Here is a 20419-nt window from a genome sequence, read left to right on the forward strand (position 1 = left end):
TCATTGGTATGATGTAGCTCGTGACCTTTTACAGGATTACCCATGAACGCCCACACGTCAAAACCTGCCCTAACGATTGACCGTTTTGTTGAAAGCCTGCGCAAGCATGCTGCGAACGGGAAAATCCTTAATCTAGGTATTCTCAAAATCCCAGCTGATCTGCGTTTGGTGGCTGACGATTATCAGGCGATTTCACGTGATGCGTTTCATCATCTGCCTGAAAATACGCAGGTCCATCGTCTCGAAAACGGGATGGTGGCCTGTGTTAAAGGCGGAAAATGGGTAGAAGATGATGCCAATTTTGTCGAGCATGTTCGTGAAACGCTTGAAGAGATTGTAGAACGGCAAGGGTTGGGGGCTGTCCCCGAAAATCTTTGGAACCGTTTTCAGTGGCCAGCGGACAAAGAAACGCTTGGTGATATGTTCGGTGTTTCATTGTCGTCAGGACAGATGGCCGACAGCTATGAACGGTTCAACATGTCTGAGATGCTGCGCGGAGCGGTCACTACCGATGCAGTGTTCGATTCTTGTCGACGTCAGGCAATCGTTCAGTTTGATGATTCCCGCCGTCAGGTTCTTGGGCATGAAATCTATTGCTCACTGGATTACTTACGGCAGCATCATCTGGCAAGCTTCCTTCTGGAAGGGGCGGGAGAACTTGAAGTTCTGCTGCGAGTTCTCGATGAAAAGCTGATGGATGTTACGACATCCATTGCATCTTCTATTTTACCAGACCGGCTGCACTTAAATATGATGGTGCAGACAGTCCTGGGTGATGCTTTTGCAGATTTTATTGAGCATGATGATGGTCAATTGATTGCAAACATGGCAATTGAGTTTTCAATGGAGAATGCCATTGCGAATTGGTGGGAATTTGAAGATGCATGCAAATTCCTCCATTCCTTAGGCATTAAAGTCGGCTTGGACCGCATTACGTTGCCGGCTCTTGAATTCCTCTCTCCACGCAAAATGAATGTCGATTTTATCAAGGTAATTTGGGACCAGAGCATTGTCGGGTCACGTCGGACGGAAGTCGCCGAACGATTGCGCGAATTTGCAACGTTGTTTTCTGAGCAAAACCTTATCCTGACCCGTTGTGACAGTCGGACAGCGTTGCGTATGGGCAGGAGCCTTGGCGTTGATGTCTTTCAAGGAAGCTATATCGATGCCATGTTGGGATCATATTTACAGCGTGAGTGTAAGAGCAAACGCCGCTCATCTGATAAACGCTGTGCGGTTTGCCAATGGGCGCCGCGCGAAGCGCGGAAAAACGGATGTGCTTTCCATTTCCGTGCGGGAAAAATCCTTACGGAAGTTTAGACCCCAAGTTTTTAGGGGTTGTAAGGTGTTTGACAACTGTGCGGTACTTTTCTAAAGTGCGCGCGGTTGATCAATTGTGATCAGCTTTGTCGTTGAAACACGGCGCTTATTCTCAGGGCAGGGTGCAAATCCCTACCGGCGGTAATCCAGTTTTGGAAAGCCCGCGAGCGCCCGTTGATCGTAAGATCAATGGGGTCAGCAGATCCGGTTAAATTCCGGAGCCGACGGTAATAGTCCGGATGGGAGAGGATAAAGCGTGACGGAAGAACATGAACGCGTTTGCGTGATTGCAAAGCCGTCTGCCTGTGACCGTATTGTGACCTGTTTGTCACAAGGCGGGCCTTTCTTTGTTTGCCCTGGTTCGTAAGCCCCATCCGAAGAGGACGGTTATGAATCAGAGTATCGAACCACAATCAGACCTTTCGGTCTTTGGCGATCCGCATGCACGTATGGAACGTGCATTGGCAGATTTGCGCGAAGGAAAAGGTGTTTTGGTTGTCGACGATGAAGATCGCGAAAACGAAGGCGATCTTATATTTTCCGCAGAAAACCTGACCAATGAACAGATGGCCATGCTTATCCGCGATTGTAGCGGTATTGTATGTTTGTGCCTGACGGACGAAAAAGCCACAGCACTTGATCTGCCACCAATGGTCGCAGACAACACGTCAAGCATGGGAACGGGCTTTACCGTCACGATTGAGGCCAAAGTCGGTGTCACCACAGGTGTTTCCGCCGCTGACCGTGTGACCACGGTTAAAGCGGCAATTGCCGATGATGTAAAGCCATCTGACTTGGCGCGTCCAGGTCATGTGTTTCCGTTGCGTGCGCGGTCTGGTGGCGTTCTTGAACGTCGCGGCCATACAGAGGGAACGGTGGATCTGATGCGTTTGGCTGGCTTTAAGCCGGCAGGCGTTTTGTGCGAAGTGACCAATCCCGATGGCACCATGGCGCGACTTCCAGAATTGGTTGTCTATGCCCAGAAACACGACATGGTCGTGATCAGCATCGATGATATTGTCGCTTATCGTTGTGCGCTTCAGCAGGCTGCTGAGTAACGTTCACGATCTGAATTTCTTATAAACAAAGGGCCGGCAAAATTTGCGCGGCCCTTTGTCGTTTTATCAGATCAACCTGGTGGTATTGACGTCTTTAATCGTCAATCATGCACCACACTGGCGTGTGATCAGATGCCTTTTCCTTGCCGCGTGGGTCGCGGTCAATGTCAGAAGCGCTTAGCCGATCGGCAGCTGCAGGGGTCAAAAGAAGATGGTCAATCCGAAGGCCATTATCCTTGTTCCACGCACCGGCCCGGTAATCCCACCAGCTATATTGGTGGCCTTTCGGGTTAAAAGTACGGAACGCATCCGTATATCCCATATTCATCATGGTTCGCAGGCGTTTGCGTTCTGTTGTCGAACACAAAACCGTCTCGTGTAGCTTGGCAGGATCGTAGACATCTGAGTCATCTGGCGCGATGTTGTAATCGCCGCCCATCACTGCTGCTTCGCCACTGGCCTGAATTTTTTCAAATCGGGTAATCAGACGGTCGAGGAAGTTCAGTTTGTAGTAAAACTTTTCGTCACCAATGGCGGTTCCCATAGGGACATATATAGATGCTACACGGACCGGGTTGGGTGAGGAGATGGTGGCTTCGATATAACGGGCCTGTTCGTCCTCGTCATTTCCGGGAAGGCCGCGTTCGACATCTTCAATCGGATATTTCGAGAAAATCGCGACACCGTTATAGGTCTTTTGTCCATGGATCGTGATGTTATAGCCAAGATCCTCGATCTCCATCGCCGGGAAGGCGTCGTCAACCGTTTTGGTTTCCTGCAACAGGACGACATCTGGTTTCGCCTCTTGCAACCATTCAAGAATATTGGGCAAACGGGCCTTGATCGAGTTGACGTTCCAAGTGGCGATTTTCATTCGTTCCTCGATTCTTGCGGGTCAGGGTGTTCTGGTCAAACAAAACGGGGTCCGAAAATAACGGACCCCGTTTTATAAATCGTTTTTCCGATTTGGATCAAACTGAGAAACTCGATCCACATCCACAAGACGATGTTGCATTCGGGTTATTCACACGAAACGCAGAACCCACCAATTCACGAACGAAATCAATTTCGGCACCGCCCAAAAGATCAAGCGACACTTCATCAATTACCATTTTCGCACCATGGTTTTCGAAGATACAATCTTCGCTGGTGGTGCCCGTATCTAGTGAGAACTCATACTGAAATCCACTGCAGCCGCCGCCAGAAACCTGCAAACGCAGCATCGTGTTCGCAGCACCTTCGCTTGCGATCAGTTCCTGAATACGTTTCGCGGCACTTTCAGTCATTTGGACTTGCCGTGAAGCTTCGGTCATTCAACACTCCTTGATCTTCACCCACCGGATAACTGGCAGGGATAGTTCCGATTCTTGTCCGTATGATAGCACGGCAAGATCGTAGTATTTAAGTCACTATTTAGCGTGCATGGCTGAAATGTCAAAACCTGTAATCAGCTTTGCCAAGGGTGACTTGCGTTTTGGGCCGAAATGGCTCAAAACAAGCCCCAGTCAAATGGTCCTTGGGGCCAAAACCAAAAAATGCAAAGTTCAAAGTCATGAATGTTTTCAGCCTGTTGAAAAGCGACATTGAGAATCAGCTTCTCGCCCTTGAGAAAGATGGAGTTCTCCCATCTGGAACCGACACAGCACGTGTAACGGTAGAACCGCCACGCGACCCGTCACATGGGGATGCCGCAACCAATGCCGCGATGCTTTTGTCCAAGTCCGCTGGCATGAAGCCGCGTGATTTGGCTGAAAAACTGGCTGAAAAACTGCGACTGCTTGATCACATCGAAAATGTTGAAATTGCCGGCCCTGGTTTTATCAATTTGCGGATGGCGGATCAGTTCTGGTTGTCACAAGTTGCCCAAGTGCTTGAAGTTGGCATGGACTATGGCAATAGCAACCTTGGTAAGGGCGAAAAGATCAACGTCGAATATGTTTCGGCCAACCCGACCGGTCCGATGCATGTGGGGCACTGCCGTGGAGCAGTTGTTGGTGATGTTTTGGCTAACCTGCTTGCCAAAGCAGGCTATGTCGTTACCAAAGAATATTACACCAATGATGCTGGTGCGCAGGTTGATGTTCTGGCGCGCTCCCTTCATATGCGTTACCGCGAAGCACTTGGCGAAAATATTGGTGACATCCCGCAGGGGCTTTATCCCGGTGATTATCTGGTCGCGCCAGCAAAGAAGTTGGCCGAGCGCGATGGCGATAAATGGGTAAATGCCGGTGAAGAAGCATGGCTTGAAGAATTCCGTGGTTTTGCCATCGTTGAAATGATGGCGCTCATCAAGGAAGACCTTCGCATGCTGGGTGTTTCCCATGACGTGTTTACATCTGAAGACGGGTTGGTCAAAGCCGGTAAAGTTCAATCTGCCTTTGAGCATCTTGAGAAAAAGGGCGACATTTATGTCGGTGTTCTTGAGCCGCCAAAAGGTAAAACACCGGACGATTGGGAACCGCGCCCACAGACTCTTTTCCGCGCGACCGATTTTGGTGATGACGTTGACCGTCCGCTGAAAAAATCTGACGGCACCTGGACCTATTTTGCATCCGACATTGCCTATCACTTCGATAAGTATGAACGTGGCTTTAATCTGATGATCGATATCTTCGGTGCCGATCACGGTGGTTACGTCAAACGGATGAAAGCTGCGACCAAGGCAATCACCAAGGGTGAAGGTGATCTGGACGTTAAACTGTGTCAGCTTGTCAGCCTGTTTGACAATGGCGAACCGGTCAAAATGTCCAAGCGTGCCGGAACATTCGTTACTCTGCGTGACGTTGTTGAACGTGTTGGCAAAGATGTTGTGCGCTTCATCATGTTGACCCGTAAAAACGATGCAGCACTTGAATTTGATTTTGCCAAGGTCACTGAACAGTCCAAAGATAACCCGGTCTTTTACGTTCAGTACGCGAATGCGCGTGTTAATTCGGTGTTCCGTCAGGCTGGCGAAGCTTTTCCGGGGCAGGATTTCTCTGAGGAAACACTTCGCGGTGCTGATTTGTCTCAGCTATCGACCGAAGAAGAAAAACTTCTTGTGCGGCGCATGGCGGAATGGCCCCGCATTGTGGAGCAGGCAGCTGTTGCGCATGAGCCCCATCGTATTGCCTTTTTCCTGACAGAAATTGCCGCAGAATTCCATGCATTGTGGAACAAAGGACGCGACAACACATCGCTGCGCTTCATCGTTGCCGATGATCTTGCAGCGACTCTGGCGCGTTTAGCGATGATTCGGGCAGTTGCGATTGTGATTGCGTCGGGTCTTGATGTGCTTGGCGTAAAGCCTGTCGAGGAGATGTAAAATATGAACGAAGAACACGGTCATGACCTTCATGCGCAACGTGCCGATCACTATCCGGCGGAGCCGCCTGCGCGGAAAAGTATGATGAAGGGAATTGTTACCGTGTTCTTCGGGATTGCCGTGGTTGCTGGCGGACTTGGTGGGGCAGGGTATTGGTTCTACAATCAAGGGCAACCTATTCAGGATGATGGTAAGTTACCAATTCTTCTTCCTGATCCTTCTCCCATCAAAATCAGACCAGAAGATCCGGGCGGGATGGAAGTTCCTCACCGCAACACTACGGTCTATGATCAGCTAAGCGATGTTGATCCAGATGCAAATGTGGTGCTGCAGGAGTTGCCAGACATGCCACGCGCACCAGAAGTTGCCCCGACGAAAAAGGCGACACCGGTTGTCGAAGAGCCGGCGGCGGAGTCAGCAGAATCCGAAATGGTAGATGAGGCCGAAACGGTGGCTGAAGCAGAAAATGCTCCTGTGGACGAGAGTGCCGCTGTTAAAGCGCCAGAAATTGCCACACCAGCATTAACTGATGCGCAAAAGGCCGTTGTTGCTGCCGAACAGCGGACGGCGGAAACCAAAACTGCCAAACCAAGTGCCCCGCAAACCAGTACCGCTGCCGTATCAACAGGTGATTTTCGTATTCAGTTGGCATCTGTTCGCGAAGAAACTGGTGCATCGGTGGAATGGAAAAGATTGTCGTCGAAAAACAAAGACTTACTTGGTAGTCTTCAGATGTTCGTGCAGCGCACTGAGCTTGAAGACAAGGGGGTCTATTATCGTTTGCAAGCTGGACCCTTGGCCAATGCAACTGCGGCGGAAAAGCTGTGCGCTGATTTGAAACAACGCAATGTGGGGTGCCTCATTGTCCGGCCTTGAAGTCAATAAACCGCGCGCCTGTATTTTGGGCGTTGGCGGTACGGAACTAAGCAATTGGGAAAAGGGGTTCTTTCGGGAAGCTACTCCTTACGGTTTCATCCTGTTTGCGCGCAATGTCGAAGATCGCAATCAGGTCCGTGCCCTGACCAAATCATTGCGTGACGTTGTCGGCAACATCAACATCCCGATTTTTGTCGATCAGGAAGGTGGGCGTGTCATGCGTCTGAAGCCACCACATTGGCGTAAAATTCCTGCTGCCGGTGTCTTTGGCGACCTGTTCGATACAAAGCCCGACGACGCCCGTGAGGCGGCCTACATTAATGCACGCCTGATGGCGATGGATTTACGCGATGCAGGGTTTAACACAGCCTGTGCGCCTGTTCTTGATCTACGTTTCCCGGGCATGAGTGACGTGGTGGGTGACCGTTCTTATGGTGCGGATGTCGGTAAAGTGGTGATGTTGGCGAGTGCGGTTGCTGCTGGTTTACTTGATGGCGGCATTGCGCCAGTCATTAAACATATTCCAGGGCATGGCCGTGCATCTGTCGACAGTCACAAAGACCTTCCCGTGGTGTCGGCATCACATGCAGATCTAACCCGGCTTGATTTTGCACCATTCATGCAGATGAAAGATGTCTTGGCGGCAATGTCGGCTCATTTGCTCTTTACCGCAATTGATGATCAACGGCCCGGCACTGTTTCGCCAACCATTATCAATGATGTGATCCGTGGCGAGATCGGGTTTGAAAATCTTTTGATCAGTGATGACTTGTCGATGGAAGCATTGGGCGGCTCCATCGCCAGCCGTACCCATGAATGCCTGCAGGCAGGCTGTGACGTAGCACTTCATTGCAATGGCAAGCGTACAGAGATGGAAGAAGTTGTTTCCATGACGCCGATTCTTAGCGGCAATGCACTTTCGCGCGCGCAAGCTTTCACCAACCAGATTGCCAGTTTTAAAACAGATACGCCGTCGGCATCACAGCTAACCGACTGGCGGATGCGCCTTGCGGACTTGTTGGCGTCGGTCTGGAAGGCTGAGGATACCGCCAAGTGAACGACGCTATTGACCTGATCATTTCGGCATCAACCTGGATCATTCCGGTATTGCTTGCCGTCACTTTGCATGAAGCAGCCCATGGTTTTGCTGCAAAATTGTTTGGTGATGATACCGCTCAGCGTATGGGCCGTTTAAGTCTTAACCCGATCCGTCATATTGATCCGGTCGGGACGGTGTTGATCCCCGGATTGCTGTTGGTTACAGCCGCACCCTTCCTGTTTGGCTATGCGAAACCGGTTCCTGTGGCATTCCATCGCCTTCATCCACAGCGTCTTGGCATTATCGGGGTTGCTGTTGCCGGGCCTGCAACGAATGTGTTGCTTGCGATTGTCTCGATCCTGCTTCTGGTTTGGCTGCCGAGTTTTTCACCTGCCGTCAATGACTGGCTGGGGACAATGTTGAACCAGTCGATTTGGTTGAACTGCATTCTGGCAGTATTTAACATGCTGCCGATCCCACCGTTGGATGGCGGACGTGTTTTGACAGCAATTTCGCCACTTCCGGTGGCGCGGGTCTTGGCGCGTATGGAAAAAACCGGCATGATTGTTTTGATTGGTCTGGTTTTTCTCCTGCCTTATGTAACGGCGAAACTTGGAATAGACTTGCCGATCTTTCAGTGGCTGGTTCTTGAACCCGCCAACGCACTGGTAAGATTTCTGGCAAATATCTTTGCCTGATTGCTAGGACGTCAAAAAATGGATCAGTCTGGGGAACAGTCGAGGACAGATGGCAGACCAGTTCGAGTTGGAAATTCCGGACGAGGTGTTCGACAAAAAGCCGGTCGATGACGAAGGACCGAGTCTTGCTGAACGGCTGATCCTTGATCTGGACGGGTTTGAAGGCCCGCTTGATGTTCTGCTTGAACTGGCACGTGACCAGAAGGTCGATATCATCAAGATTTCGATTCTTGATCTGGCCGAGCAATATCTTAAATTTATCAACTCAGCACAGGGCCTTCGCCTTGAACTTGCGGCCGACTATTTGGTCATGGCCGCATGGCTTGCCTATCTGAAATCACGATTGCTGCTGCCCAAACAGGCAAGTGATGAAGATGAACTCAGCGCTGAAGAAATGGCCGAACTTCTTGCTTTCCAGCTTAAACGTCTTGAGGCGATGAAAGCAGCAGGTGAAAAGTTACTTGAACGGCCAAATTTGGGGCGGGAATTCTTTGCACGCGGCGCACCAGAAGAAATACGTGTGACAACGGCCTCGGTTTACGATGCTTCGCTGTATGATCTTTTAAAAGCTTATGCGCAGATCATGCTGACCTCTGAAAGCAAGACCTTGGAGATCGAGGCATTTGATCTTTACGCCATGGATGATGCGATCCAAAGGTTGCGTGATCTTTTCGGTCGGCGGCTTGTTCCGACCTGGACGAAGCTCCTTGAATTCATGCCGCATGGCTTGGGCACACCGCTTAAGGCACGTTCTGCGTTGGCGGCTCATTTCGTAGCAAGTCTTGAGATGTGCCGTGATGGCGAACTTGAAATTTCACAAGAAGAAACCTTTGGTCCTATTTTGTTGCGATCACCGCAAAAGCCACGCGAAGGGGATTTGCCCCGTCCCAATCCGGCAGATCCAGCATGGGACTGATAATGAGGGGCAGGGTATAAGTGATGAGCGAAGACGCGCAGTTTGAAATCGAAGGCGTTGATACGGGACCTGAAATTGATTTTCAGCATATCCGTGTCGTGGAAGCTGTGTTGTTTGCATCAGCAGAACCGGTTAGTGAACGGGTTATTGCGGCACGCTTGCCCGAGGGCACTGATGTTTCGGCAATTCTGAACGATATTGCCAAAACCTATGCACCACGTGGCGTTAATCTTAAACGGGTTGGCGAAAAGTGGGCGTTTAGAACCGCAACCGATTTGGCGGGCGACCTTCATATCGAGGTTGAAAAAGCCAAGAAAATGACGCGTGCGACGTTGGAAACACTTGCGATCATTGCTTATCACGAGCCGGTCACCCGTTCCGAGGTCGAAGAAATCCGTGGGGTTGCCCTGTCTAAAGGCACACTTGATATTCTGCTTGAAGCCAAATGGATACGTCCGCGTGGTCGCAAACGTGTGCCCGGACGTCCGGTTCTTTGGGCGACGACCGATGACTTTCTTGATCATTTCGGTTTGGAAAATCGTGACGACCTTCCGGGGCTTGCGGATCTGAAAGCCGCCGGGTTGCTTGATAGTCGGCCGGGTATGGGCCGCTATGGGGCTAATTCGGATGATGATGCATTGCCGGATCTGGTTGATGATGGCGAAGTTGCCGATGCCGTTGTCGAAGAGGCGCTTACGACGCGAAATCTCGAAGACCTTGATGAAACGATCTATTCAGACAATCCCAATCTGATGGATGAAGGCGAACGAGAGATCGAGACGGATCTGGATGCAGATTCCGATGACGATTTCATCAGAGAACCGGAAGATGACCCGACGCGTGACTGATGAAGGATTTGAGGGGTAGATTGATCCATCTTCTTGCATCCAAAGGTTCGGGACCTTAAGTTCTACGAAAGATTTCGCTAATCATTTGCACTTCTGAGTGCGCGACAACTGCAGTTAAAAGAGAATTTGGATGACCGACGGCCTTAAGATGTCGAATGTCTCGCATATGTTCGGTGATAATCGGGTATTGCACGAGGTAAGCTTCGATGTCGCTCCAGGGGAACTGGTGTGTTTGTTGGGGCCTTCGGGATGTGGTAAAACGACCGCCCTTCGCTTGGCTGCCGGGCTTGAGCAATTGCAGGTCGGGGAAATTACTGTCAGCGATCAGGTCGTTGCGCGACCGGGCGAATATGTCGAGCCGGAAAAACGCGGTGTCGGCATGGTCTTTCAGGATTATGCCCTGTTTCCACATCTAAACGTTGCCAAGAATATTGGTTTCGGCTTGCGGCATTTTTCCGAAAGTGAACGTTCTGAAGCCATAAAGAAGGCTTTGGCGCAAGTTGGCATGGCCGACTATCTCAATGCCTTTCCGCATGAACTTTCAGGTGGTCAGCAACAGCGCATCGCGTTGGCGCGGGCCTTGGCAGCGACACCACGTATCATGTTGCTGGATGAACCGTTTTCCGGACTTGACGTTGCAAGGCGGGCGGATCTTCGTGACACAACCCTGCATGTTCTAAAAAACGCCGGCATAGCAACCGTCATGGTGACCCATGATCCACAAGAAGCCATGTATATGGCAGACCGGATCATTATCATGAATGAAGGTGCGATTATGCAGGATGGGACACCTGAAGAGCTGTATTTTCATCCCGATAACCGATTTGTTGCCTCCTTCTTTGGCGAAGTGAATCATTTCTCTGCAAAAGTCTCCAACGGCACGATTTCCACACCCGTCGGCGAAATCACAAACGTCGAATATGATGATGGCACTGATGTTGATGTTTTGATCCGTCCAGAGGGCCTTCATGTTGGTGATGCGGTGAATGGCCATGATATTTTGGCAAATGTTGATGCGGTTCGGGTTTTGGGGGAAGTCAACCTGATGCATTTGACGTTGCAGAAGGGCGGACACATCCATGCCCGCGTTCCACGGCGCTTTTCGACATTAAATCAGAACTCTGTCGCTATAACGCTTGATCCTGAGATGACCTTCGTGTTTCCTATGTCCTGACGCGGCAAACTGTTCCCAATCGTTAAAAGGGAAAACAGACTGCCAAATCACAGGTGAATTACAAGTGTGCGGCAGTGCGGGTTTTTAATCCTTCCGTCGCATTGCACAGTGGGGGGCTTTCTGCCATTATCCGAGCATAACGCCGGAAGGCAGAATGGATCTTTGGAGATTGAAGTTATGGGTATTGGCGTTTGGCAAATCGTTCTGATTCTTGCGATTGTCCTGATCATCTTTGGCGCAGGTAAATTGCCGAAAGTGATGGGTGATATGGGTAAAGGAATCAAGAGCTTCAAAGCCGGCATTAATGAAAAAGAAGAAGAAGATGTAGCCGCTTCGGCCAAGACCATCGAAAACACGACCTCTGCATCGGTTTCTTCCGAGAGCAAAGACAAGGATTCCGTGAAATCCTGATCGTCTGTCGGGTTTCCTTCAGATAGGCGAGTCATATGTTTGATATCGGCTGGACCGAAATGGCTCTTGTGGCCGTCGTCGCGTTGTTTGTCGTCGGCCCCAAAGAGTTACCGCATCTTCTGTACAAGTTAGCTGGGTACTGGAAAAAAGTGCGCGGAATGGCGCGCGAATTCCAAAGCGGCATTGATGACATCATTCGTGAAGCTGAACTGGATGACTTGCGCAAACAGGTCACCAGTGCTCCGACCAGTGCAACTGACTTTGTAGAGAAAAATATCGGCTCTACCAAAAGCGACGACAAGGCAAAGGAAAAGAGCAGCAAGGCTGTTTCAGATAAACCATCTGAAGATAAAAGCCCGGCTGAAAAAACTGCTGCCAAACCGTCCGCTGGCGAGAGCAAAAAGAATGACCACCCGGAGAGCCAGGCGTGAACATGCAAGCGCATGACAGACAGATGCCCATTATGGAGCATCTGATAGAGCTGAGAAATCGCCTGACCTGGGCAGTTCTGGCACTCTTTATCACTTTTGCTGTCTGCTATTATTTCGTCGAGGATATCTATGGTTTCCTCGTGCGGCCACTGGCAGATATCATGGGTCCGGACCGGCGCATGATCTATACGGCTTTGACCGAAGTGTTCTTCACCTATGTCAAAGTATCGTTCTTTGCTGCACTTTTTGTCTCTGCTCCCGTGTTTCTGGGGCAGTTCTGGGCATTTGTCGCACCAGGTCTTTATAAGAACGAACGTTCGGCATTCATGCCGTTCTTGTTCGCGACCCCGGTCTTGTTCCTTATGGGCGGGGCGCTGGTTTATTACCTGATCATGCCATTGGCCTGGAAATTCTTCCTGAGTTTCGAACAGGCAGGTGGCGCATCAAATCTTGCGATTCAGCTTGAAGCCAAGGTCGGGGAATACCTGTCTTTGGTGATGAAGCTGATTTTTGCTTTTGGGCTTTGTTTCCAGCTGCCAGTCTTGCTGACACTCATGGCGCGTGCAGGCATCGTTACAGCAGATAGCTTAGCCAAGCGTCGTAAATATGCTGTTGTGATTGCCTTTGTGTTTGCAGCGGTTTTAACACCACCTGATCTGATTTCTCAGGTTGGTTTGGGTATTCCGATTATTATCCTTTATGAAATCTCCATCATCATGGCGCGGTTCTCTGAACGCAAACGCGCCAAGCGTGAAGCCGAAGAGGGCGACGACGAGGATGAAGATGACAGTGATAATGCGGAAACGTCGTCTGAAACTGCTGTCGCAACATCAGATGATGCCGTTGATGAGCAAGGAGCTGCTGCTGCATCCTATGATGACGGTCTGACTTCCTTGACCAGATCATCCGAAGATGATGGTTCTCCGCGTTTGTCCGGACCTTCGCGAAACGATGACGGTGAGGATGATTTCAATAACGCTCGTTAATTGAAAATCTTGACCGAAAACGTCCGATTTGGCGGGGTGGACCTTGTGTCCGCCCCGTCGTATAAAGCCACAAATAGTTGACTGACAGGGTGCTGTTCGATGCACGACATTAAATGGATTCGGGACAATCCCGAGGCTTTTGACGCAGCAATGGCTGCGCGCAAACAGGAAATCACTGCAGAACGTCTGATGAATATCGACGTTGAGCGCCGCAAACTGATGACCGAACATCAGGAAATGCTGGCACGCCGCAAAACGATTTCCGGTGAAATTGGTAAGCTTCGCAAAAATGGCGAAAATGCTGATGACCTTATGGCCGAAATGGGCACTCTAAAGGACAAGATCAAAGAAGCAGAAGACGGGCAGGCAAGCCTGAATGAGCAGCTTGATCTGTTGTTGTCATCATTCCCGAATGTTCTCGATGCGGAAGTTCCGATCGGCGCAGACGAAGATGATAACGTTGAAGTCAATCGCTGGGGTACACCGGGTGAATACGATTTTCAGCCGATAGAACATTTCGAGATCGGTGAAAAACTTGGCATGATGGATTTCGAAACCGCAGCAAAGCTGTCGGGTTCGCGGTTTGTCATTCTGCGGGGCGGATTGGCCAAACTTGAACGTGCTCTGTCACAGTTCATGATTGACCTTCACACCAATGAACATGGCTATGAAGAAACCACCACCCCTATGTTGGTGCGTGACGATGCGATGTTTGGCACCGGTCAATTGCCGAAATTTGCCGAAGATTCGTTTAAAACCACCAATGATTACTGGCTGATCCCGACATCGGAAGTCACCCTGACCAATCAGGTGGCTGGCGATATCATTGATCAGGCCAAACTGCCGCTGCGCTATACCGCGCTGACCCAGTGTTTCCGATCTGAAGCCGGTTCTGCCGGGCGCGATACCCGTGGCATGATCCGTCAACACCAATTCTCAAAGGTTGAGATGGTGTCAGTGGTTGAGGCAGAGAAATCTGACGAAGAACTGACCCGCAAGACCCGCTGTGCTGAAACGGTCCTCGAACGCCTTGGGCTTCCATACCGGACGGTTATTCTGTGTACTGGGGATATTGGGTTCTCGGCGTGCAAAACCTATGACATCGAGGTTTGGTTGCCGGGGCAGGGCAAGTACCGCGAAATTTCTTCTTGCTCGAATACCCGCGATTTCCAGGCCCGCCGCATGAATGCACGCTACCGCGCAACCGGTGACAAAAAGACCCAGTTTGTTCACACGTTGAACGGTTCAGGGCTTGCAGTTGGGCGCTGCTTGATTGCAGTCATGGAAAACTATCAGCAGGCTGATGGTTCGATCCGGGTTCCTGATGTGCTCAAACCCTATATGGGTGGGCTTGACGTTATCTCAGCGCGTTAAGGCATGACGGCATGATTGATCTGACCAACGCACGTATCCTGATCAGCAATGATGACGGCATTGATGCGCCAGGGATTAAGCTGCTTGAACGGCTTGCGCGGGAATTTTCCGACGATGTGTGGGTCATAGCGCCTTCTATGGAACAAAGCGGTGCAGGGCATTCATTGACCCTGCGCCGCCCGTTGCGCATCCACAAGCGCGATGAACGTCATTATGCCGTTGATGGGACTCCAACCGATTGCGTGCTTTTGAGCCTGCAACAGGTGATGCGTGAAACCCCGCCCGATATTGTTCTGTCCGGGATTAACCGGGGTGGGAACCTTGGCGAAGATGTCACGTATTCCGGTACTATCGCAGCCGCAATGGAAGCGACATTGCTAGATGTACCGGCCATTGCCTTTTCCCAGTATTTTTCTGGTGAAATGATTGACTGGACTGTTGCGGAAAAACACCTGACCGACGTTGTCGCCACCTTGGTTAAAACCAGTTGGCCCAAGGGTGTTCTGATTAATGTAAACTTCCCGGAACAAGAAGCCCGTTGTGGTGCACGCGTTCAAATTGCGACCCAGGGGCAACGTAAGATCGGTGATCATATTGCTGAACGTCTTGATCCACGTGGGGAACCTTATTACTGGGTCGGGGAGATTCTGTCAGAACTGCCAGAAGATCCAAATGCGGATTTGCGTGTCATTGAACAAGGCAACATTTCCGTGACCCCAATCAGTCTGGATTTCACCCATTACGAAACATATGACAAACTGACGAAAGCATTTCCGTGAACGATCCGGTCATTACGCGTGAAACAAAAATAGCTGATTTGCTTCAGACGCTTCGCCACGATGGAATTCATGACGAAACGGTTTTAAGCGCACTGGCTGACATCCCACGGGAATCCTTTGTTGCGGAACCGTTTGTTGAGCGTGCCTGGGAAAATGTCGCCTTGCCCATCAGCAAGGGTCAGACGATTTCGCAACCTTACATTGTTGCCTTGATGACGCAGGCACTTGAGCTTAATGATCGGATGAAGGTTCTTGAAGTCGGGACGGGGTCCGGCTATCAGGCTGCCATACTAGCGAAGCTTGCGCGCCGTGTTTATACGCTTGAACGTCACAAACCGCTTTTACGCGAAGCCGAAGAAAAGTTCCGTGAACTTGGTCTTCATACCATTTCTACCCTGCATGCGGATGGTGGACTTGGCTGGAAAGCGCAGGCACCTTTTGACCGGATTATTGTAACGGCTGCCGCTCAGGATGTTCCGCCTGTTCTGGTTGATCAATTGGCCGTTGGCGGGATCATGGTTGTACCGGTCGGCGAGGTATCGCATACGCAACTTCTACTGCGCGTCCTGCGCACACCAAGTGGTGTAGAGGTTACCGAATTGATGCCGGTAAGATTTGTTCCGATGCTGCCGGGCACCGAAGAATTCTAGTAAAATTCCATCCGTGAACTTGTTCTTTTTCCAGCAGATGCTTACCGATTGTTAACCGCTGATCGTCGACAATCGCGATCATGATGGAAAATTGTGTCAAACGGGTTGTTCAACGCGGAAAGACTCTGCTGCTTGTCTGTACGACAAGCGCAGTGCTGAGCGGCTGTTTGCTAAATTCTGTCCCAGTTCCAGTCGTCTATGGCGATGGTGCAAGCTATAGCCCCTATAGCATGCCGAAACTGAAAAACGGCGAACGGGTCATTACCGTTGAGCCGGGCGATACTGTTTCAGAACTTACGTCGCGTTACAAAATGGATTTTGCGCAGTTCACATCGCGCAACGATCTTCACAAACCTTATGTGATTTATCCGGGACAACGATTGGTCCTGCCACCGTGGTCTGCAGATTATGACAGCTCCGCTCCGATGGCTGTGGCGTCAAACAGATCGAGTTCGCAGACGAAAACAGTCACAATTGGCGGTAAACGACAGGTCGTTAGTGTTCCAATCAAAGAACCTGAAGCATCACCATTGAATCGCACAGTGGCGCAAGCAACCCGTGTCGCGCCATCAGGTGGCGGTAATATTCCAACACCAGGCATCAAGCCACAAGATTACGCAGCAGTTGCGGCCCGTGAAATGGCATCAGAACGAACGTGGCAAGTGGCAAGCAGTAATAGCGATACACCGATTGCTGGTCAGGGAAGCTCTGTACGCAAAGATGTCGTGATCGCCGAACCAGCCAACCGTAAAGGCTTTATCTGGCCAGTGCAGGGGAAGGTCGTTCTAAAATACGGGGCAAGTACAGGCGGTCTGTTTAATGACGGGATCAATATTCAGGCCAACCGTGGTAGTCCGATTCTGGCGTCCGAAAACGGCGTCGTGACATATGTCGGCAATGAGCTGCGCGGCTTTGGTAATCTGATCCTGATCAAGCATGCCGATAACTACGTAACGGCCTATGCCCATACAGAGAACCCGTTGGTGGCACGTGGTGATGTTGTGACGCGGGGGCAACGAATCTCAAGTGTCGGGACCACTGGCGCTGTGACGTTCCCGCAACTTCATTTCGAAGTGCGCCGGGGCCGAAAATCATCAGATCCGATGCAATATCTGCCAAGTGTCATGGTTTCCCGCTAACGAAAAACAGGATCTTCAATAACATCATCGGATTATGTGCCGGGCATCCGTTATTTGCACAATACAAATCTGCCCCCGAACATGGATGAAACTGAAATCAATCGCCACGTCGATCTTGCGTCGCAAATGATTGGACGGTACCAGAGATGACAGTGTCACCGTCTCCAACTCTTTCTGATGGGATACTTTTTTTCAGCATGTCCAATTGAATCAAAAATCCGCGCTCTTGGGCCTCATTTCGAGGTCCTTTTTTCATCCGTTGACTTTGGTCGTTAAAGTGCGGATTAGCCTTCGATGGCTTCGGCGACTTCAATGGCGCTATAGGTTAAAATACCAGAAGCACCTGCACGTTTAAAGCAAGACAGGGTTTCAATCGCGCAGCCAAGATAATCAAGCCAGCCATTGGCACCCGCAGCGCGCAGCATCGCGTATTCACCCGATACTTGATAGGCAAAGACCGGAACGCCAAATTCCTGACGGACGCGATACAAGACGTCAAGATATGGAAGGCCCGGTTTTACAATGACGGAATCAGCACCTTCTTCCAGGTCATAGGCGACTTCACGCATGGCTTCATCGCTGTTGGCCGGGTCAAGCTGATATGTTTTCTTATCCGCTTTGCCCAGTGCGCTGGCCGAACCAATCGCATCGCGGAACGGGCCATAGAAGGATGAAGCATATTTCGCCGAATAAGACATGATCTGCACGTTCTTAAGGCTTTCACCTTCCAGCGCTTTGCGGATCGCCCCGATGCGGCCATCCATCATGTCTGATGGTGCAACCACGTCACAGCCAGCTTTGGCTTGTACCAGCGCCTGACGCACCAATGCTTCGGTGGTTTCATCATTGAGGATCTGACCGTCAACCACAATGCCGTCCTGACCATCTGAATTGAACGGATCAAGCGCGACATCGGTAATGACACCGATATTGGGGCAGGCATCCTTGATCGCCTTGGTCGCGCGGCAGACGATGTTGTCTGGGTTATATGCTTCGCGCGCATCCTTGGTTTTGAGGTTGGCCTCGATATAGGGAAACAGCGCAAGGGCCGGGATGCCAAGTTTTTCAGCATGTTTGGCGGTTTCGACCAAAACGTCAACTGACTGGCGTTCGACGTCGGGCATGGACGGGATCGGGGTGCGCTGATTGGTGCCATCAATGACAAAGACCGGTAAAATCAGATCATGGGCAGTCAATCGGGTTTCCGCGACCATGCGGCGTGACCAATCGGACATGCGGTTACGGCGCTGGCGGGTATTGGGAAATGTGCCATAGGTGAATTTATTGGCCATGATCTGTTCTCTGTTTTGTGAGGCTGCATCGCGTGCAGGGTGGGCAAAGCAATTTATGGGATAGTTTGCGTCCGCGATCAACCATTGCCAGCAATTTGTAAGCGATGACGCATGGTTAACAGATAAACCGGGATGATCATGCCAAGAAGGCTGGCCGTCAGGGCAAAGGCCGTGACAAGGCCCGTCACCTCACCGATAGCACCAATGATTGGTGGTCCGGCCATGATGGCCGAATACCCGGTCGCTGCGATGATCGATACAACACTTCCGCCAGCTTTGCCGGTGGCTTTGGAGGCGGCAGACAGCAATAACGGCAAGATAACAGCCAGCCCCATTCCGGCAATACCACAGCCAATCCATGCGATGATGTAATGCGGGGCAAGGGCGATGATAAATGTCCCAACGGATGCCAAAACGGAACTTGTCAGCAAGACCGGCGCACGACCAAATTTAGTAACAAGCGCATCACCCGAAAGCCGGGTAACCGCCATTGCACAAGAATAGATGGCAAACCCAATGGCGGCCATGGTTGCGCCTGATGACAGTTCGCTATTCATAAAGACCGTGGCCCAATCAGTGATAACACCTTCGCCAAATTGACCGATAAAGGCACAAACACCAAACGGCAGGAGAACAAGGAACATCGAACGTTCTTTGGTTTTCGGTTGGGAGTGCGTTGCTTGGGGATCAGGTTTTCCTTCAGCAGCCGTTTTGTTTACCGCGCCATCGGGCAATAAGCCTGCCTGGGCAATGATGTGCAAAGCAAGGAATAAGGCTAAAACAGTGGGCAGGTGATATTCAATGCCAATCGGCAGGGCAAACCACAAGGCGGCAAACCCGGCCCCGGCAAAGCCCCCCAGACTCCAGAATCCGTGAAGGCCCGACATAATGCTGCGCCCCTTGGCGCGTTCCACATTCAGTCCATTGGTATTCATGGCGACATCAAGGAAGGCGCCGGAAAAGCCAAGGGCAAACATCGCAAACGAAATACTAAGGTAACTCGGCATGAAGGCGGGTAGGCCCACGGCAATGAAATAGGCGAGGCCCGAATAGCGCACCACGCGTTCACTGCCAAAGCGATCGGAAAGTCGTCCGGCAATTGGCATGACGGCCAGAACACCAATCGCAGCAGCCAGTAAAATGCCGCCTAGATCATTATGACCAAGTTCAAGCCGTTCTTGTACCAGCGGGATATGAGGCACCCAGCTTGAAAAGGCTGCGCCATGCAGGAAAAAGATGGCGCGGACCCGGTTGTGGGCAATGGAATAGGTTTGCATGTAAAAGATGCTCCGCAGCGTGTGGGGCTACGCCAGAATGATGTTGATCCCGCGTTCGGAATAATTGGCAAGGTAGCCCGCCGAAAGTTTCCGTCCGGTGACAAGATGTGAAATGGCGTCAATGTCACACACCCGATAGGGCAGGCTGGTTTCAAGTTTATCCGCTGTGGTCACCGCAATGATTTCAGCTGATTGTGCGATCATCGCGGCCTTTGATGCGCGTTCTTGCGGGTTGCTGGTTGAAAGGCCGGTTTCGGGATGCAGCGCGCATGTGCCTAAAAGAAGAATATCGGCATTGTATTTGCGGATTTCATCAATTGTGGTTGGGCCACAAACCGCCATGTCGTTTTTGAGCATCGACCCGCCAAGCATGATGACTTCGGCATTGGGGTGATTGGCAAGCACGACTGCAATCATTGGATTGACTGTAATGACCGTGCCACGAAAGGACGGTTTAAGCTGTCGGGCAACTTCACAAATGGTGGTGCCGCTGTCAAAGAACATAACGGCGTCATCGGGGATAAGATCACGCGCGGTTTTTTGGGAAATTGAAATACGTTCAGGCTGAAGTTCACGGGCGCGTTCTTCGTATGTTTCTGAAGCTTTGTTCGGAAGAAGTGCACCCCCATGAATGCGGCGCAAATGGCCATCATCTTCCATCTGACGCAGATCGCGCCGTATTGTATCAAGCGATGCATGGAAAAGGGCGGCAAGGTCATGGATATGAACCGTGCCGTGGCTTCGCAATTGTTTTAGGATTTCATCCTGTCGTGTGGTGACGCTCGACATATGTCATTGCCTGTTTTGCACGTTATGCATGTTTTGCCGGAAATGTTTATGTCGGTTT

Annotated in this window: 21 protein-coding genes and 1 riboswitch; of the genes, 16 read left to right on the top strand and 5 right to left on the bottom strand. The window is 50.9% G+C overall.

Annotated features, from left to right (window positions below):
• Positions 1–42 precede the first annotated feature (42 nt).
• The gene (locus tag ACQ0MK_RS07005) at positions 43–1320 is read left to right on the top strand and encodes an EAL domain-containing protein (RefSeq protein ID WP_430475420.1); all 1278 of its coding nucleotides are present in this window, start codon (positions 43–45) and stop codon (positions 1318–1320) included.
• A gap of 104 nt (positions 1321–1424) precedes the next feature.
• A riboswitch (FMN riboswitch) is annotated at positions 1425–1575 on the top strand.
• A 134-nt stretch (positions 1576–1709) separates the two neighbouring features.
• Positions 1710–2378 (top strand): 3,4-dihydroxy-2-butanone-4-phosphate synthase, encoded by a 669-nt coding sequence (gene ribB / locus ACQ0MK_RS07010; protein WP_430475421.1) that lies wholly within the window; start codon positions 1710–1712, stop codon positions 2376–2378.
• Between the two features lie 94 nt (positions 2379–2472).
• Here ribB and xth read toward each other — a convergent pair whose 3' ends face one another.
• On the bottom strand, positions 2473–3252 hold the full coding sequence (gene xth / locus ACQ0MK_RS07015; RefSeq protein ID WP_430475422.1) for an exodeoxyribonuclease III: 780 nt from the start codon (positions 3250–3252) through the stop codon (positions 2473–2475).
• A 97-nt stretch (positions 3253–3349) separates the two neighbouring features.
• A complete protein-coding gene (gene erpA, locus ACQ0MK_RS07020) occupies positions 3350–3691 on the bottom strand; it encodes an iron-sulfur cluster insertion protein ErpA (protein ID WP_430475423.1) in 342 nt (113 codons plus the stop codon).
• A gap of 239 nt (positions 3692–3930) precedes the next feature.
• Here erpA and argS point away from each other — a divergent pair, with 239 nt between their 5' ends.
• The 14 genes from argS to ACQ0MK_RS07090 all read left to right on the top strand — a co-directional run bounded on the left by argS (position 3931) and on the right by ACQ0MK_RS07090 (position 17003).
• Positions 3931–5682: an arginine--tRNA ligase gene (argS, locus tag ACQ0MK_RS07025; RefSeq protein ID WP_430475424.1), complete on the top strand. Its 1752-nt coding sequence runs from the start codon at positions 3931–3933 to the stop codon at positions 5680–5682.
• A gap of 3 nt (positions 5683–5685) precedes the next feature.
• Positions 5686–6558: an SPOR domain-containing protein gene (locus tag ACQ0MK_RS07030; protein WP_430475425.1), complete on the top strand. Its 873-nt coding sequence runs from the start codon at positions 5686–5688 to the stop codon at positions 6556–6558.
• Positions 6545–7615, top strand: coding sequence for a beta-N-acetylhexosaminidase (nagZ, locus tag ACQ0MK_RS07035; protein WP_430475426.1), 1071 nt, complete (start codon positions 6545–6547; stop codon positions 7613–7615). Before ACQ0MK_RS07030 ends, nagZ begins: the two co-directional genes overlap by 14 nt.
• The gene (locus tag ACQ0MK_RS07040; RefSeq protein ID WP_430475427.1) at positions 7612–8295 is read left to right on the top strand and encodes a site-2 protease family protein; all 684 of its coding nucleotides are present in this window, start codon (positions 7612–7614) and stop codon (positions 8293–8295) included. Before nagZ ends, ACQ0MK_RS07040 begins: the two co-directional genes overlap by 4 nt.
• 49 nt (positions 8296–8344) lie before the next feature.
• Positions 8345–9211: a segregation and condensation protein A gene (locus tag ACQ0MK_RS07045; RefSeq protein ID WP_430475428.1), complete on the top strand. Its 867-nt coding sequence runs from the start codon at positions 8345–8347 to the stop codon at positions 9209–9211.
• 23 nt (positions 9212–9234) lie between these two features.
• Entirely contained in the window at positions 9235–10059 is an 825-nt protein-coding gene (gene scpB / locus ACQ0MK_RS07050) for an SMC-Scp complex subunit ScpB (RefSeq protein ID WP_430475429.1), read from the top strand.
• 130 nt (positions 10060–10189) lie between these two features.
• Positions 10190–11233, top strand: coding sequence for an ABC transporter ATP-binding protein (locus ACQ0MK_RS07055; protein ID WP_430475430.1), 1044 nt, complete (start codon positions 10190–10192; stop codon positions 11231–11233).
• Positions 11234–11410: 177 nt separating this feature from the next.
• Positions 11411–11644, top strand: coding sequence for a twin-arginine translocase TatA/TatE family subunit (gene tatA, locus ACQ0MK_RS07060; RefSeq protein WP_350041581.1), 234 nt, complete (start codon positions 11411–11413; stop codon positions 11642–11644).
• A 35-nt stretch (positions 11645–11679) separates the two neighbouring features.
• Positions 11680–12075, top strand: coding sequence for a Sec-independent protein translocase protein TatB (gene tatB / locus ACQ0MK_RS07065; RefSeq protein WP_350162734.1), 396 nt, complete (start codon positions 11680–11682; stop codon positions 12073–12075).
• 23 nt (positions 12076–12098) lie between these two features.
• The gene (gene tatC, locus ACQ0MK_RS07070) at positions 12099–13061 is read left to right on the top strand and encodes a twin-arginine translocase subunit TatC (RefSeq protein WP_430475431.1); all 963 of its coding nucleotides are present in this window, start codon (positions 12099–12101) and stop codon (positions 13059–13061) included.
• A 99-nt stretch (positions 13062–13160) separates the two neighbouring features.
• Complete coding sequence (gene serS / locus ACQ0MK_RS07075; protein WP_430475432.1) at positions 13161–14435, top strand: serine--tRNA ligase; 1275 nt, start codon at positions 13161–13163, stop codon at positions 14433–14435.
• 11 nt (positions 14436–14446) lie between these two features.
• The gene (gene surE / locus ACQ0MK_RS07080; protein ID WP_430475433.1) at positions 14447–15214 is read left to right on the top strand and encodes a 5'/3'-nucleotidase SurE; all 768 of its coding nucleotides are present in this window, start codon (positions 14447–14449) and stop codon (positions 15212–15214) included.
• Positions 15211–15864, top strand: coding sequence for a protein-L-isoaspartate(D-aspartate) O-methyltransferase (locus tag ACQ0MK_RS07085; RefSeq protein WP_350041577.1), 654 nt, complete (start codon positions 15211–15213; stop codon positions 15862–15864). The genes surE and ACQ0MK_RS07085 overlap by 4 nt, the downstream gene beginning before the upstream one ends.
• A 167-nt stretch (positions 15865–16031) precedes the next feature.
• Positions 16032–17003 carry a peptidoglycan DD-metalloendopeptidase family protein gene (locus ACQ0MK_RS07090; protein ID WP_430475434.1) on the top strand — a complete coding sequence of 324 codons (972 nt, stop codon included), beginning with the start codon at positions 16032–16034 and terminating at the stop codon, positions 17001–17003.
• A 284-nt stretch (positions 17004–17287) separates the two neighbouring features.
• On the opposite strand, the gene hemB is transcribed toward ACQ0MK_RS07090, so the two are convergent.
• From hemB to ACQ0MK_RS07105, 3 genes are all read right to left on the bottom strand, one after another.
• Positions 17288–18295: a porphobilinogen synthase gene (gene hemB, locus ACQ0MK_RS07095; RefSeq protein WP_430475435.1), complete on the bottom strand. Its 1008-nt coding sequence runs from the start codon at positions 18293–18295 to the stop codon at positions 17288–17290.
• A 77-nt stretch (positions 18296–18372) separates the two neighbouring features.
• Positions 18373–19572 (bottom strand): MFS transporter, encoded by a 1200-nt coding sequence (locus ACQ0MK_RS07100; protein WP_430475436.1) that lies wholly within the window; start codon positions 19570–19572, stop codon positions 18373–18375.
• A gap of 27 nt (positions 19573–19599) precedes the next feature.
• On the bottom strand, positions 19600–20361 hold the full coding sequence (locus tag ACQ0MK_RS07105) for a DeoR/GlpR family DNA-binding transcription regulator (protein ID WP_430475437.1): 762 nt from the start codon (positions 20359–20361) through the stop codon (positions 19600–19602).
• Positions 20362–20419: the final 58 nt, after the last annotated feature.

The organism is Thalassospira lucentensis, from assembly GCF_050516545.1.
GTDB classification, from domain to species: Bacteria; Pseudomonadota; Alphaproteobacteria; order Rhodospirillales; family Thalassospiraceae; genus Thalassospira; species Thalassospira lucentensis_C.

Excerpts from the sequence above, each read along its gene's own strand:
- ACQ0MK_RS07005 (WP_430475420.1), top strand. The coding sequence starts at position 43 with ATGAACGCCCACACGTCAAAACCTGCCCTAACGATTGACCGTTTTGTT.
- scpB (WP_430475429.1), top strand. The coding sequence starts at position 9,235 with ATGAGCGAAGACGCGCAGTTTGAAATCGAAGGCGTTGATACGGGACCT.
- ACQ0MK_RS07100 (WP_430475436.1), bottom strand. The coding sequence starts at position 19,572 with ATGCAAACCTATTCCATTGCCCACAACCGGGTCCGCGCCATCTTTTTC.
- erpA (WP_430475423.1), bottom strand. The coding sequence starts at position 3,691 with ATGACCGAAGCTTCACGGCAAGTCCAAATGACTGAAAGTGCCGCGAAA.
- ACQ0MK_RS07105 (WP_430475437.1), bottom strand. The coding sequence starts at position 20,361 with ATGTCGAGCGTCACCACACGACAGGATGAAATCCTAAAACAATTGCGA.
- argS (WP_430475424.1), top strand. The coding sequence starts at position 3,931 with ATGAATGTTTTCAGCCTGTTGAAAAGCGACATTGAGAATCAGCTTCTC.
- hemB (WP_430475435.1), bottom strand. The coding sequence starts at position 18,295 with ATGGCCAATAAATTCACCTATGGCACATTTCCCAATACCCGCCAGCGC.
- ACQ0MK_RS07055 (WP_430475430.1), top strand. The coding sequence starts at position 10,190 with ATGACCGACGGCCTTAAGATGTCGAATGTCTCGCATATGTTCGGTGAT.
- tatB (WP_350162734.1), top strand. The coding sequence starts at position 11,680 with ATGTTTGATATCGGCTGGACCGAAATGGCTCTTGTGGCCGTCGTCGCG.
- tatC (WP_430475431.1), top strand. The coding sequence starts at position 12,099 with ATGCCCATTATGGAGCATCTGATAGAGCTGAGAAATCGCCTGACCTGG.
- ACQ0MK_RS07045 (WP_430475428.1), top strand. The coding sequence starts at position 8,345 with ATGGCAGACCAGTTCGAGTTGGAAATTCCGGACGAGGTGTTCGACAAA.
- surE (WP_430475433.1), top strand. The coding sequence starts at position 14,447 with ATGATTGATCTGACCAACGCACGTATCCTGATCAGCAATGATGACGGC.
- ribB (WP_430475421.1), top strand. The coding sequence starts at position 1,710 with ATGAATCAGAGTATCGAACCACAATCAGACCTTTCGGTCTTTGGCGAT.
- tatA (WP_350041581.1), top strand. The coding sequence starts at position 11,411 with ATGGGTATTGGCGTTTGGCAAATCGTTCTGATTCTTGCGATTGTCCTG.
- ACQ0MK_RS07030 (WP_430475425.1), top strand. The coding sequence starts at position 5,686 with ATGAACGAAGAACACGGTCATGACCTTCATGCGCAACGTGCCGATCAC.
- serS (WP_430475432.1), top strand. The coding sequence starts at position 13,161 with ATGCACGACATTAAATGGATTCGGGACAATCCCGAGGCTTTTGACGCA.
- xth (WP_430475422.1), bottom strand. The coding sequence starts at position 3,252 with ATGAAAATCGCCACTTGGAACGTCAACTCGATCAAGGCCCGTTTGCCC.